Raw genomic sequence first — 15,342 nt, forward strand, 5'->3', positions numbered from 1 at the left:
ATTAATCTGCTTTGTCTTCCTCTTCTTCTAGATTGAACTCACTGATATAGTCTCTTACTACGCGCTCGAAGAACAGTGGAGCAGATAATTTTGTCCATTCATTAAAATGACCATATCCATAGCGAAGGGATTCAACAAAACCAGCAAGATAATCTGGTTTATCGTCTTGTTGGCGTAATGCAACAACAATTTCTAAAGGATTTGGTGTTGGCCATTGATCTGTGTATGGTTCTTGTTTTTCAAGTATTTTTATTTTCAATCCAGCTTTATTTGCAACTTTTTGATATTGATTTTTGCTTTTTGTACTTAATAATTTAGTTTCAAGATATTTATCCTGTTCGACTTTTCGATAGCAACTAGCACCTCTTTTATTTTGATGAAGTGTTTTCTTACCAATAGAAAGATAAACAATACAGCCAGTTTTATTATGTAAATTGAGTTTGTACAATCCTGTAGGGCTTGATGGGGCTGAAATTCCTATTTTTCTGTCTTCGTCTGCTCCTAATTCTTTTTTAGTTCGAGCATCTTCTAGATATGTTTCAGCTAAATATTTGACTTTATCCTCAATAATTCCTGGTGCTAAATCTTGTCTAATACGAACAATACGCGCTCCTTGCCAATTATCTTGCATATATTTATGCCCATTAATATCAATATCTTTAGTATTAAGTTTGCGATCGCTCAACCAATCCCAAAGCTGTACACAATTTGAAGAGTCAATCATTACAACGGGGTTATTACCCTCATCAACCGAATCAGAAATAATCTGCTCGACGAACTCTTGAAAGCGATTAATACGAATATTTTTTTTGTTTCCAAGAGATATGGGAGAAATATTAGCTATGTCAAATAGTGCTTCAGTGAATGGTTTCCAATCTGTTTTGGAATCTTCGTAACAACAGCACATTTCACTGAGTCCAGTTTTAACATTTGTCCTAATTGCTATAGGAAGAAATGTTCTTTCCAACCTTCCACGTTTTCTGCCGGCATTTCTGCGGACGATAGTAATAGCTATAATTTCCTTTGGTCTATTCTTTGGTTCAATATCATCAAACCATTTGTCAACTTTCTCTTGTATATTATCAATACGTCCAGAATGCGCCCAAAGTAACTCTTTGGTAGAGGCTTGAGCGCGAATGATAAAGTCCTCTATTTTTGTATCTCCCGATATCTTCCAAATTTGTGGGGGTAGAATAAATTGTACGCAACTACGGCCTATTGAAGCTAATGCTTTACGAGTTGAGGGTTTATTTACGTTATCGTCATGCAATTGCTTATTTTTATCATTAGAATCGGGATAAAATTCATCTGCCATTACCAGACAAAATTTCGGACGTTTAATTTCGGCCATTTGTTTGGCTACTGAAGTCCAAGCTTCTACTCTTTTCCGCGCTCTTGCTTTGCTTTTTAACTTATTTCCAGGTAATACTACTTTTGGACCATGAGTATTGTCTGGGAGTTTTTGTAATTGGATTTCTAACTTATCTCCCCAAAGCATTTCGATTACTGCTTTTAATAGTCCAACAGTCTTATAATGTTTACTATCGTGGAAAATTTTTAGGAAAGGTGTTTCATCAGGATATAGTTGCTGAATTGCTATTTTGTTAGCTGATAATAATTGTTTTAATTCTTTCGTTTGATTTTTTTTATTACTATTAAGTTTCAAACTTTTAATCCCTTTCTCGCTCAACTCAAAGTCAAAATACTCCTTGAGTAAGTTATTAATTTCTTGATGGCTCATTTCATCGGGAGATTTTTTTTCAGAGTCAGAAACATCCTTACTTTCTAGAGACTCGAAAATAGTATTGACTGAAGTAGGAGTATTAATATTTCTAGAACCAGCAATGTTGTTTGAGTGAGCCATTCCTTTGCGAAATTTGACCTTAGAATAATCTTTGAAAGGCTTAATTCCTACTGTCGCCAAAATTTGAGTTATGGCTTCAAAAGCTTCTAGTTTGTCTTTTTCAGGAACACCTGCTTTGATATCATGATTTTTTTCTTGAATGCCATTACGATAAGTCAAAAGAACTTGGCAATCTTTTGTCGAAGCTGAATTTTGAACAATTTGCTGACCATTAGAGATATTCAAAGGCAAGTTTAACTCACGTTGTAAAGCTGCAAAAGAACTATCTGGTTGCCATGAATATTGATTAGTTTCTTTGTTTTGGCGACGATTGAGTTTAAAATTAAAAATGCGATCGCTATGATTTTTAGAGAAAATGTAACCATTAATAGCATTAAAATCGAAACTATTTTCTTTGAGACTACTTAACCAACGCTTTTTGCCGATATCTACTGTTATTAATGGTTGAGGTAGGGAAGGAAAAGTGACAATTTCTAAGTCTACAAATAAGCTAAATAAACCTTTATTTTCAAGTTTAATGGGATTGGTTACTAATTGAACGCTATTTCCAGATTTGCTGGTAATAATTCGCTTAATGCCCCCTAATTCTGTAAAAATATCGTGTTCTGCAATTAATCTAGCTAGATAATCAGCTAATGCGGGATAAGAGTATTTATCTTTTGGTTTGGTTGTGCCACTTCCTTTATATTGTAACCAAGGAAATATTTGAGATTGGAATGGCTCAATAGATAAAAGTAGATTATCTTCTTGTAGTTCTCTCAATTGTTCTATAATATTTTCATCTACTCCTTCTTTTTTGATATAAGAAGCGAAATAATTCTCTAGCCAATCATTGAGAACTGGTTTTAGTTTTTTAAGTATTTGCTCTTTATCTCCACCCTCTAAATATGCAAAAGGATTTCTATATTTATTACTGTTTATTGCCGACTTACTCAAACCCATATCAGATTCGATTCGAGTGACATTAGATAATCTAACTTCTAACAAACCTCTCAAAGAAGCATAGGGAAGATTTTTTATTTGCTTTATGTCTTCGAGTATTTTGGAAAAATTAGCTAATGCTTCGCTTGTCCAAGAAATTGTCCAACCGTCAACTGTGACAGGAGATAAATCATTAGGAACAGTAAAAACTAAAGGAATCGTGGCAGTTGTTTTAGCATCTCCCAATTGAATATATTTTTGAGGTAGTAATACTTCTAGTTTCCTCAACATTAAAAAAGCAAATTTGTTTAAGTGATTTTGGGTCAATAGAATAAGAGTAAATCTTCCTACCTTTTTACTGAAATCTTCTCTGGCAAATGGATTTAATTCGTACATTTTGATTGGTTCTAATTCTTGATGTTTGTCTGTAGATTTAGTCATAGTTAATTACATATCTAGTAAAGGATCAAAATCTTCGTAGTCATCATCTTCATAAACTGAATCTTCTGACTGAAATAAATCTGGAGGACAAATTACCTTGTCTATCTTCCTCAAAGGTTCGAGAAAAGTGCCGTACAGTTCTTGATAAATCTGACGAATTACAGAGTCGGGGTGTTTTAAGCACTCTTCTAGAATGACGCGTATTTGAACAAGCATACTGTCGCGGGGAGAATCTGGTTGTCCTCTAGCTGATTGAGGGGCCCAGGCTGCATCAATGAAGTAAACTGACACTGGACAGCCATTCCTCATACCTCGTCCAATTGTTTGTAAGATTGCTACCATTTGATTAGCAGTGAAGGGTTTAAATAGCTCTGCGCCCAATCTGCTAGCCATTAATGGCTCTTGTAACAATCGTCTTGTATCGCGGTAAATATCCTTTCTCCTCCTCTCCCAAGCTAGATTGATATCTGCTAACTGGTCTTCCGAAGAAAATGTATGGCCATCGAATGCTTGAGTCGCACGTCCTGCCAAACTGTACAATAGCTGGGTGTCATCAGTGGTAGGGTGAGGACGAGTTAGAAAATAAATCGAACCAATAGCAGCATCTCTTTCTCGCACACCTTTGGTAAAGACAATATTGACTCCACGACCAATAGCCAACATGGGAAAAATAATCAAATCGCAAGCTTCATCATCCCCCAAAGCTTCGCATTGAGAAGTAGTAACATAATCAGAGGGTTTTTCTCCTTCTTCTAGATGACGTACCACAGCTTTTGTACGTTTACCGAGATCAGGATAATTGCGATCGAGATATTTTTTGATATCTCTGACTTGTTGATAACCGTTAACGACAAAAGCAGCTTTACGATGAATACCATTTCTGACATCAAAGTTTCTAATGGCTTTTCTGACTTCTGACTTCTCACCATTTTTAACTAATTCATCAATCATTTTGCGTAAGTTAGTGTCTCTTAGTTCGCCAGCACCGCTATAGCGTAATGGTTCATTTCGTCGTTCTTTATCTAGAAAATATTGAAAATAGTATTTACTCGATTCTGCTGAGTGCTGGTTTACTTTAGGTTTGAGTAAATAGTTAGGATAAATATCAATGTGATAAGCAGGACTAGCTTCTACATAAGAAGTAGCAGAAGTCATCAAAACTGCTGGCGCATCTTTTCTTCCATCGGCTGCTAGTAAACGGTCAAAACGGTGCATTAACATTCGAGGCGCACCAACAAAAATAATATAAGACAGAGAAATATTACTAGAGTTATTACGATTAGTATGAGCATTTTGTTCTTTGTATTTAACTCCAGAAAGCCTTCCAATCAGATTTTCAGGAGTTAAACAGCGTAACTGATGTGACAGAGGAGGATTTAAAATTGGGTCTTTGATTAACCCCTCTGCAATCATCGTCTTAGTTTCAGGTACAGTGCGTTGATAGCCCAAAATAACGAAGGTAATAGCTACTAATAAGGGAATGACCTCACGGGTGAGATGGGGTGGTTCTCGATTAGGAAAACAAATATCGAGAAATAAGATGGTTATATCATCAACAATTTCATCTCTTTTTTTGATTAAATTTTCGGCTAAATATCGCCTTAACAGTTTGAGTAGCTTATGCCAGTTAGCATCTAGCTTTTTCTGGTCTATGCTTAAAGTGCGAGAGCATAAGTCTTTTTCATAGCTTTTTTTCACTGTCTCCGTGCCAGTGCGATCGTAAAATGCCGTGTAAGCAGCAGTTGACCAAAAATCAGTTAAAGCATGACTTTTTTTAAATCCTTTAGTTATTTCGACATCTGCTGAGGTATCTCTGAGGGAATAAAATTTATTCTGGTCAAAACCTTCTAATATTTCCGTAATAATCCGCGATACCGTTAGTAACTGACCCTGAAATCGTTTTTTGAGCCGAGGATGAATATTGTGTAATAAGCTGACTAAGGAAGTATTATGGTTGCCAAACTCAGCCATATTGCGACTGTAAAGGTCTATGTTACGGTCTGCCAATCGATAATTTTCTGTTCTTGCTAAGGGATTATGAACCTGTTCTAAAATAGTTCGATGAATAGACTCCTCTGCACCAGAAAGATTTAATTCCGCTACTCCGTAAGAATCCAAACTAGACTGAACCATATCTGCTTCATCGAAAATAACCAGGTCGAAAGTTCTAGCCATCAATTCAAAATAGCGAATCTCTTCATCAATTGCCTGATAAGGTACTGTGGTATCCATCGATCTGATATGCCCAACCCAGATATCAGCATTAATTAAGTCTCGTGGGGCTTTATTGCGCCCGCACATGGTCCATACAGGACAAAGATGTGTTTTCATTTTTCCCTGAGATGAACTTTGCAGAATACTACTACAAGGAGCCTTACCGTATTCCCATTGAGAAGTTTCTACAGTAGAAAAAGCAGGAAGAAGACAATTACAAGCAAAAGAATCCGCCCCTTCAAGAGTATAGGCAAAGCCTCCTTGTCCTCCAGAAGCAGCAATGGTTTCGGCAATACGCTCAGCATGAGTCTTTAGGGTAACGGAACTTTGACCCACCAGCATCCCAACTTTTACGCCATAAAACTTCAAATCCGCCATATATCGTCTAGCAACTTCAATGGAAGGAAAAACTAGCATCACTTTGTATCCTTTCTTTCCCAACCAAACCGCACTAACCATCAATAGTGTGGTTTTTCCCGCCCCAGGCAGACCAATTAAATGTTTTATATTTGATAATTCAATTCTTATTTCAGTTTTCAAACCTCGATCTGGTTCGGGTACTAATAGATCGAAGTGTTCTAAACGTTTAGTCCAATTGCCAGGTCTTCGTTCGGGATGTTCTCGATCGCTTCTATCCATCTCTTCTGCTATCTGATGTAATTCAGAAAGAGGAATCGAAATATTACCTTGTGGCTGTCTGTTAATATTATGAGTTTTGCGACTAGCTAGGGGTGCGGTAATCGGGGAAATTGGCAAACGAGTAGATGTGACTCTATCTCCTAGTGCGATCACCATTTGTTGCTGGGGATTGGCTGTTGTTTTACCATGAAACTTGTAAGCCATTGGTGCAGACAAAATCTCTTTTGCCTGGGTAATTTTGGGATCTTCTAAAAAGTCAGTTCTCTTAAACTCTAAAGTTTGACTATCTATTTCGTATACTCCTTGAGTACCTTGTTGATAGTGAAGATCGTTATAAAGTGCGATGGCATATTTAACAGAATTTCTAGTGACATAATTCAAGGACAAGGAACGAATATTAAATATTGCCTGTCGTGCGCCTTCTAAAACGGGTGCATTAAAAACACTCTCCATTCCTGATACGATGACGGGAACATATTCTAACGACTGGACTCCAATAAATTCTTCCATCAGGACACATAGCCAGCAAATGCGATCGTTTCCCCTCCAAAAATCGGGTTTTGGTTTAGCTCGCATACTTTCCCTCCTGTATATTCTTAATTACTGAAGACACAGGCATTATTTGTAAACTGGCGGTATCACTTTTTTTATCCAGTAGAGAATGTAAAGTAGGTAAATAGCCTGGACAATCATCAATCAGTTCATCTGTAATTGCTACAATTCTTTGGCGATAAAAAATCAGTCCGCCAATACTACGATTGAGCTTGGAGGCTAGTAATACAGGACTCCGATAAGACTTGGCATCTATACCGACTGCCAGATCATTAATCGATACATCACATCGATCTGATTCTGGATATAATTCTGTATCTAAGCCTACCGACTGCGCTTGGTCGAAAATTGCCAACTCATCGATTGCAGGAGCAGTCCAATAAGCTAAGATTTGGGGTTTTGCTACTAATAACCGTTCCTGTTTTGGATCTAACCTCTCACCTACTTTTGGTGCATACTTGCTATTACACTGATGGATTGGACAATAGCCATCTGGATGAATAGACCGTTTGGGGTGAGGTCGCATTAAAGTTCCACAATGAGCGCAACGATTGGCAAAATCGTCAATCAACCAAATTTCTGGAACTGGATCGTAAAACTCTAATACCGTCTCCTGTAGAGGAGTTAGATTGTTTTCTTCTAAATAATTTACTAATTCTTTTTCTGGAATTAGCGATCGCCTTCCTAGTAGTTGGCGTAACGCTGTATAAGCTTGGTGCTGTTTTCTTTTTCCCAGACGTTCTGTGGCTGTTCTAATTATGGTGTGTAAGCGATTTTCAATAACGTTATCTTCACCATAGCCACCAGATATTTCAGCAATCTCCGCGCAATCTGGAGTTGGTACTCGCAAATTAGTATCAATTAATTTAACATTTCCAAAAGGAAACTCCGAATCGCCAAAAATATCTAAATTCCAAGGATCGTCTAGATTGAGGCTGTAACGAGAACGTGATAATAGATCGTGAACGCAAGCAGCGCGATCGCATTTTCCCTCTTCGAGATAAAGACGGCCTAGTTTGCACATTGCTGAATGTAGTTCTGATGGTAATTTATCATCCTGTCTGACTATTTTCGTACCAGTAAGAACGGCATCGTATTGCCGTAAAATTCCTTGAGCAAGAAGAATAATGGTATCTTTTGCTAAAGCTAAGTTGCTTTGTTTTCTAGGTTCAAAAAGCGTAAATGATTCTTGACTATGGATTGATTCTGTTTCATCTACCCCAAGTAAAATTTGCTGTTCGAGTTCTTGATCATTCCAAGAGGATAAGACTTGCGCTATTGATACTAAAGTCCAGCCTTTTTTCAATAAAAGTAAAGTAGCTAATCCCTCTAATATCTGACGAAAGCCGAATTTTTGACCTTTAGGTTGAGACAAAAGTTTTTTAGAACGCCAAGCCCTAATAGTCCTGACAGTAGGCGAGTCAACAGATAAGTTTAGTCTGTTGATTTGATGCTGTAATTCTTGTAAAAGGTTTTCTGCTGTACCGTTCCAGTCTCGAAAATCGTCAAAATTCATTTTTTTACATCGATCAATGTAAACAGTATATCATGTAAAAAAGTAGAACTAAGTAGAGAAGCGTTACAATTATTTATTCCCGTTAAAATCAGCAGTAGCCGACTATTATTACAACATAATGAACCAACACCATCAATTAAAGCAAAAACATTATTTATCCCTCAACTGGCTTAGAGTAGTGATTTTAGTGCTACTATTTAGCTTAGTTGCCTGTAAATCAGGAAAACAAGCATCCGAAAATCTAGAAACGCCAGGGGAAACCAGGGACGAAACCAATTTAAAACTACAAAATGCAACCCTAGAACAATCTAATGCTGAAGGAGAACTTCTCTGGAAAATTCAAGTCGATGAGGCAAAATATAGTCCAGATCGTAAAAAAGCTAATCTCACAGCAGTTAAAGGCAATATTTTACAAGATGGTGAAGTTGTATTACGGGTTAAGTCTGATTATGGAGTCATTAACCGAGACGGTGCTGAGATTTTCTTAAGGGATAATGTGGTAGCGGTTGACCCCCGTAATAAGGCCGTTCTTCGCAGTCAAGAAGTGGAATGGCAACCTGATGCCTCACTTTTAACCGTTCGCAAAAATGTACGGGGTTCTCATCCTCAACTTGAAGTCTCTGCCGAAGAAGGCAAATATAATACCCGTGAACAAAAATTAGAATTAACCGGAAAAATTGAAGCTACTGCCGAAGAAAAACAGTTACAGTTAAAAACAGAGCATTTAATCTGGGAAGTTCCTAAACAAACCATCATCGGCGATCGCCTCTTAACCATGATTAAATTCCAAGACAAGACTATTATTGATCGCCTCGTTGCCAACCGAGCAAGGGTTTTACTAGATAAAAAACACGTTATCGTTCAGGAAAATATTGAATATAAATCCCTTAAACCTCCCCTACAAGTAGCCACCAATGAAATTATTTGGCATTATCAAACTCGTCAAGTTTATGCAAATAAACCAGTTCAATTGATTCAATATGAACAAAATGTTACAGTGACCGGTAATCAAGCCCATGTCAACTTAGCAGAAAATATGGCCTATCTTACAGGAGGTGTTAAAGGAATAAGTCAAACCAATGACAGTAAGTTATATTCCAATAATTTAACCTGGAATATCCTAGCCCAAACCATTGAAGCTTATGGCAATGTTATTTACGAACAAAATCAAAATCCTAAATTGAATTTGACTGGAGAAAAAGCTGTCGGGACTTTAGTTGATAATAATATTGTTGTCACGAACAGCAATCAGCAAGAACGGGTGGTAACAGAAATTTTTCCTGAGTAAAATGACTTTAAATCCTTGTATTCTTTTAGTACAACTTGATGATAGTTTTAATCAGCTTATCGGTCCTGAGTTACGAGAAGCAGGTTATACACCCATTATTATTAAAGATAGCCGTCAAACCATAGAAAATGTCAAAATCCATCAACCAGCAATGGTGGTGATTAATTGTCATACTGACGATAATACAGGACTTACCCTCTGTACTAAGTTGCGAACACTGCAAAAGTCCCTGATTTTAATTATGATGATTAATACAGAAACCGTTGAAGAAAGGGTGGCTTGTTTAGAAGCAGGGGCAGATGATTATCTCTTGAAAACAGATTATAGTCCCGCTTTATTACAATTAGTTCGCTTTTATTTAGCCCCTCCTCAAGTTGTTAAAGAACAATTACAATATAGTGATATCGTTTTAGACTTGACAACTCGACAACTGTTTGTCAAAAATAACCCCATCCCCTTAACTATGAAGGAATTTGAGTTACTAAAATATCTCATGTCCCATCCCCAAAAAGTTCTAAGTCGAGAAAAGATTTTAGAAAATGTTTGGGGAGAAGGCTTTCAAGGAGAATCTAATGTGATTGAGGTTTATATTCGTTATTTACGTATCAAAATAGAAAATGAAGACCATAAACGCTTAATTCATACGGTTCGAGGGGTCGGTTATGTTTTGCGAGAAGGATAACAGTCCAAAAGAAAGTAGTTAAATTAGCTTATTTTAACCATAAAAACAGATAACAAGTCATGTTAAAGCAAATTAGTTCGATTATTATAATAACTGTTTTTTTAGTCGGATGTTCTGTTTCTACAGAAGCCAAATATAGTAAAGATATTAATCAAAACATGGAAGAACAGGGTCAAAAGCTTCCTATCGAGGCTATGGTAAAAATCAACGAAACTTTAATAAAATTAGAAGTCGCAAAAACCCCTGAACAGCAACAAATCGGCTTAATGTATCGTAAATCTTTAGATGAAAATCGTGGGATGATTTTTGTATTTGAACAACTACGATCTGTTAGATTTTGGATGAAAAACGTTAATATTTCTTTAGATATGGTTTTCTTAGCCAATGGGAAGGTTAAAGCTGTTTTACCTAACGTTCCGCCTTGTAGCGTTGATCCCTGCCCTACTTATGGGCCAGAAAACTTAGTTAACCAAGTTATTGAACTACCAGGAGGACGAGCGATAGAATTAGGCATTGAACCAGGAGATCAATTGGACATTGAGTTTATAGAAAATACCTCTTCTCATCCTTAAAAAAATGATAAGTTTTATAAATTTAAGCTTTCGCAAATATCTATAGATTTTCTAAATTATTTATAATACGATCTACACATAATATAAAGAGAAGCAATCACTTCTACAGCAAAAGATTCAATTCTTATAGCTGCTGTACTGAGGCAAATCAGTAACGTGATTAGTGGTGTGAAGGGAAAAAGCAAAAAGCAGCTTGATTATTTCGCTTAAAAAGCTGCTGTTTTAATGAATTAAAGGTTTGAGAAGGAAACACAAAATAAATATTGAGCAAAATCCTAGCAATCTAGAGATTATATCGTTAGCCTTCTATCGAATAGTTTCATGTAGACCGAGTCAGGGATCATACTAATTGCCACAAAAAGAAAAGATCCTGATTGAAGTCTCGAAACGAAGACCATAATTTATGATGAATTCTCAAGGGAGAATAACAATGTCACGCACCACCTATAAACAATTTTTGCGTTTTCTACACGAAGAACTTTCATTATCCCATGATTCTATTGCCGTAGCCCAACGTTCTATGGAACAAACCCAAGGTCCTTTACCGATGCTTCTCTGGCAATATGGTCTAATTAATTTAAACCAGTTGGATCAAATTTATGATTGGTTAGAAAATACTTCCGTGTAATTTAGTTAACAACGATTTCTAAACTAATTGATAAATCTAACTTGCTTTTCTAATCAATTAATTAAACTAATTAAACTCAAATATGTCTAAATTAGTCTTGTTAGATCACGACGGAGCGATCGATGATATTTTAGCGACTTTATTATTAATGACAATGCCTGATATTGAGGTTTTGGGCATTATTGTTACCCCTGCTGATTGTTATATTAATGCTGCCCTCAATGTTACTCGAAAACTACTGGATTTAATGGGATATTATCATGTCCAGGTAGCTGAAAGTACCGTAAGAGGGATTAACCCTTTCCCTGCTTTGTATCGTCGTGATTCTTTGATTATGGATAATTTTCCTATTCTCAATCAAAAAGATAATATCAAAACCCCTTTAGTTTCCCAAACAGGACAACGGTTCATAGTAGAAACTTTGCACAATGCTTGTCAACCTGTGACACTGATGGTGACAGGACCTTTGACCACTGTTGCCACTGCTTTAGATATTGATCCTACTATTGAACAGAAGATTAAAGAAATTGTCTGGATGGGAGGAGCATTAAAGGTTGCAGGGAATGTAGAAAAAGAATTTGCCCCTGAACATGATGGAAGTGCAGAATGGAATGCTTATTGGGATGCGATCGCTGTTGAAAAGGTTTGGCAAAGTAATATTTCCTTGATTGTCTGTTCATTAGATATTACCAATACAGTACCAGTAACTGCTGAGTTTATCAGAAAATTAGCTAAACAAAGACATCATCAACTATCAGATTTAGCTGGACTTTGTTATGCTTTAGCCATTCCCCAAGACTATTATTGTTGGGATGTTTTAGCAACTTCCTACTTAGATCGTTCAGACTTATTTTCCCTCCAAGAATGGGAAACAGAAGTAATTACAACGGGAAGTTCTCAAGGAAGAATTAGAGTCGTGGAAAAGGGAAGGAAAATTTATGCGATGGATACAGTTAATCAAAATGAGTTTCATAACTATCTATTAAAGCAATGGTCTAAGTTTTGATAATATTGATTCGAGGCGACCATGACCGATAAGATAAATTTAACTGGTTACTGATACAAAAATTTAATTTTGACCATTACCTCTTCCGAAGCAAAAAACTCCCGTTAAATTTTACTTTAACGGGAGGCTATTGATAAGTATGGGATATTTAAAATTAATACTATTAAAAATCCCAATTTTTAGCTAAATTGTTTTTCGATTTCAATTTCGAGTTCGAGATCAAACAACATTTGCAATGATTGTAAACATCGCTGTCTTGCTTCTATATCTTGCTGAGCCCGTAATTGCACCATTGGTTCATGTAATATCTTATTAACAATTCCTCTGGTTAAAGCTTCAATGACCTCTTGATGTTTTTCAGCAAATTCTGTTCCCAAACGGGATAAAGCTTTCTCTAACTCTTGTTCACGAATGCTTTCAACTTTCGTTCTTAAACAACTAATGGTAGGAACAGTCTCTAAGGAACGCCACCACAGTTCAAAGGCTTCAACTTCCTCCTCTAGTAATCCCTCAGCTTCTAAAGCCATTTGACGGCGACTGGCATGGTTTTGAGCAACCACAGCCTTTAAATCATCTACGTTATAGGTTTCGACGATCTCCATATCTTGGACGTTGGTAGCTACATTTCGGGGAACCGAAATATCAAATAACATTAATCCTTGTTCGACCGATACCACTTCTTTGAGATTGTCTTGATGTAAGATTGGCTCAGTGGCTCCTGTGCTAGTAAAAACAAGGTGCGAATTACCTACCACTTCCATCATGGTATCGAGAGAAACTAGAGTTAACTCAGCTTGAGGAAATTTCTTAGCCAATTCTTCAGCACGACGCTGAGAACGATTAACAATGGTAATCGAAGTAGCTCCTTTGGCCACAAGATGTTTAACCAATAAGCAAGCCATTTTACCAGCACCGATGATACTAATCTTGCGGGTAGCTAAATCATCGACTTTGGTAATGGCTAATTCTACAGCAGCCGAACTAATGGACACAGCACCGGTACCGATATTGGTTTCACTGCGTACCCGTTTTCCTGCTGTGATCGCTTGTTTAAAAAGGCGATCGAGTAATCGGCCAATTCCTTTGTATTTTTGGGATAATTTATGGGTAGTTTTTACTTGGGCTAAAATTTGCCCTTCCCCTAAGACTAAACTCTCTAACCCGGCAGCAACTCTTAACAGGTGACGTACCGCATCTTGATGAAGCAAGGTAAATAAATAGCGACGGAGATAGCTTAAGGGAATATGACCAATTTCTGATAGAAATTGAGTAATCTCTACCACTCCCTTTTCTGTGTCTGTCAAGACTGCATAAATTTCTAGACGGTTACAGGTACTAATGACAGCTACTTCTTCAATATGGGGATAACCCTTTAGATGAGTCAAGGCTTCTTCAATTTTAGCCTCTTGAATACTTAACTTTTCGCGGACTTCAACTGGGGCGGTTTTGTGACTTAGGCCCACCACTGCAATGTTCATAAGTTCTCCTACAAGGTTTTAAGCTTGCGTTAATCGAAAATGAAAATAAGTGCTACTGTTTCTAATTTTTGCAATTTAGACCCAAGTTGTCCCAATCACAAATACTTTGACAAGAATCTTTATAAAACTTTAAAGAAGTGAGTTTATTTTGAGATAGTGACATGAGGTTATATGAGTATCTTGAGTTCATAAGACCCCTAAGTCTTTGTGACAATCTTTATTATGTTACCACTTAAGCAGAATTTGTCAGTGAAGATAATGGGAAAATTACGATTATTTTATGTTCCTAGGGTGAGGAGATAGGGAGATTGTTTTTCCCCATCTCTTCAGTCAACTACACTTTTTGATTAATGGAGTTTTCAGAGGAGACAATCAACTTGTCCCCATTTTACGAACGTCTTATTTGAGTTCGATGTACTTAGGTTGCTCTTGAATATGGATAGTATCGACGAAACGGGCTGTTTTAGACTGACTAGAAATCACCAAACTTTGAGTTCTGGCACCACCGTGGAAAAAGCGGACTCCCTCCATTAAGGTTCCTGGGGTAATTCCACAAGCAGCAAACAGTACGGTTTCTCCACTAGCTAATTCCATATCGGTATAAACCTTATCAGGATCATCAATGCCCATTTCTTTAAGACGAGCTAAGTTACCCTCACGGCTTTCTCCAATTAAACCAGTTTTAACGACTTCAGGATCGTAAATTAGTTGTCCTTGGAAATGACCTCCTAAACAACGCATTGCAGCAGCAGAAATTACCCCTTCAGGAGCAGCCCCGATACCCATTAAGGCATGAATGTTTGTTCCTGCAAATCCACAAGAAATGGCAGCAGACACATCTCCATCACTAATGAGACGGACTCTAGCCCCTGCGTCACGAATTTCTTGAATTAATTCTTTGTGACGAGGGCGGTCCATCACCACAACCACTAATTCTGCAACGTCACGTTCTAGACATTCTCCTAAAATTTTTAGGTTTTCAGTGGCTGATTTGTTGATATCAACTTTACCTTTAGCCGCAGGAGGTGCTGCTAATTTTTTCATATAGAAATCAGGCGCAGCAAATAAACCACCTTTTTCAGAGATAGCTAATACAGCCATAGAACCATTTTGTCCGTAAGCAACCAGGTTCGTTCCTTCACAGGGGTCAACGGCAATGTCAATTTCAATCAATTCTTCAGGGTTACAATAGGCTTTAGCATCTTCACGGGTGCAAATGCCTACTTCTTCGCCAATATAGAGCATAGGAGCGTCATCTCGTTCCCCTTCCCCAATGACGATGCGACCACGCATATGAATTTGATTCATTCTTTCGCGCATCGCTTCTACTGCGACTTGGTCAGCAGTATTTTTTTCGCCTTTACCCATCCATTTTGCCGAAGCGATCGCCGCTTGTTCAACGACTTCGATAATTTCTAAACCTAGTGTGCTTTCCAAGGTATGTCCTCCCTATCTGCTTATCTTATTGTTCTCAGAGGCGGTCTTAAATTTAAACCTTAGTCAAAAGTCTATCAGAGTTCGGGGATCTCATTGAAGTTTTT

General features: G+C 37.3%; 10 protein-coding genes. 5 read left to right on the forward strand and 5 right to left on the reverse strand.

Features of this window, described 5'->3' with window-relative positions:
• Nucleotide 1: 1 nt before the first annotated feature.
• Genes CY0110_RS01980 through CY0110_RS01990 form a run of 3 tightly spaced genes read right to left on the reverse strand, consistent with a single transcriptional unit; the run spans nucleotide 2 to nucleotide 8,147 of the window.
• Entirely contained in the window at nucleotides 2-3,226 is a 3,225-nt protein-coding gene (locus tag CY0110_RS01980) for an RNaseH domain-containing protein (RefSeq protein WP_008273420.1), read from the reverse strand.
• 6 nt (nucleotides 3,227-3,232) lie between these two features.
• Nucleotides 3,233-6,655, reverse strand: coding sequence for a pPIWI_RE_Z domain-containing protein (locus tag CY0110_RS01985; protein ID WP_008273421.1), 3,423 nt, complete (start codon nucleotides 6,653-6,655; stop codon nucleotides 3,233-3,235).
• A complete protein-coding gene (locus tag CY0110_RS01990) occupies nucleotides 6,645-8,147 on the reverse strand; it encodes a restriction endonuclease-related protein (RefSeq protein WP_035798191.1) in 1,503 nt (500 codons plus the stop codon). The genes CY0110_RS01985 and CY0110_RS01990 overlap by 11 nt, the downstream gene beginning before the upstream one ends.
• Before the next feature lie 118 nt (nucleotides 8,148-8,265).
• Between CY0110_RS01990 and lptC the strand changes: the two genes are divergently transcribed.
• The 5 genes from lptC to CY0110_RS02015 all read left to right on the forward strand — a co-directional run bounded on the left by lptC (nucleotide 8,266) and on the right by CY0110_RS02015 (nucleotide 12,323).
• Complete coding sequence (gene lptC, locus CY0110_RS01995; RefSeq protein WP_008273426.1) at nucleotides 8,266-9,435, forward strand: LPS export ABC transporter periplasmic protein LptC; 1,170 nt, start codon at nucleotides 8,266-8,268, stop codon at nucleotides 9,433-9,435.
• Nucleotide 9,436: 1 nt separating this feature from the next.
• Nucleotides 9,437-10,117: a response regulator transcription factor NblR gene (gene nblR, locus CY0110_RS02000; RefSeq protein WP_035798192.1), complete on the forward strand. Its 681-nt coding sequence runs from the start codon at nucleotides 9,437-9,439 to the stop codon at nucleotides 10,115-10,117.
• 59 nt (nucleotides 10,118-10,176) lie between these two features.
• Nucleotides 10,177-10,689, forward strand: coding sequence for a DUF192 domain-containing protein (locus tag CY0110_RS02005; protein ID WP_035798194.1), 513 nt, complete (start codon nucleotides 10,177-10,179; stop codon nucleotides 10,687-10,689).
• 430 nt (nucleotides 10,690-11,119) lie between these two features.
• Complete coding sequence (locus CY0110_RS02010) at nucleotides 11,120-11,317, forward strand: DUF2949 domain-containing protein (protein WP_035798196.1); 198 nt, start codon at nucleotides 11,120-11,122, stop codon at nucleotides 11,315-11,317.
• Between the two features lie 82 nt (nucleotides 11,318-11,399).
• Nucleotides 11,400-12,323 carry a nucleoside hydrolase gene (locus CY0110_RS02015; protein WP_035798198.1) on the forward strand — a complete coding sequence of 308 codons (924 nt, stop codon included), beginning with the start codon at nucleotides 11,400-11,402 and terminating at the stop codon, nucleotides 12,321-12,323.
• Between the two features lie 179 nt (nucleotides 12,324-12,502).
• Here the strand turns inward: CY0110_RS02015 and CY0110_RS02020 are convergent, their stop codons facing one another.
• Both CY0110_RS02020 and glpX read right to left on the reverse strand, forming a co-directional pair.
• Nucleotides 12,503-13,801, reverse strand: a complete 1,299-nt coding sequence (locus tag CY0110_RS02020; RefSeq protein ID WP_035798200.1) for a glutamyl-tRNA reductase — start codon at nucleotides 13,799-13,801, stop codon at nucleotides 12,503-12,505.
• 399 nt (nucleotides 13,802-14,200) lie between these two features.
• Entirely contained in the window at nucleotides 14,201-15,238 is a 1,038-nt protein-coding gene (gene glpX, locus CY0110_RS02025; RefSeq protein ID WP_008273462.1) for a class II fructose-bisphosphatase, read from the reverse strand.
• Nucleotides 15,239-15,342: the final 104 nt, after the last annotated feature.

The organism is Crocosphaera chwakensis CCY0110 (assembly GCF_000169335.1).
Taxonomy (GTDB): domain Bacteria; phylum Cyanobacteriota; class Cyanobacteriia; order Cyanobacteriales; family Microcystaceae; genus Crocosphaera; species Crocosphaera chwakensis.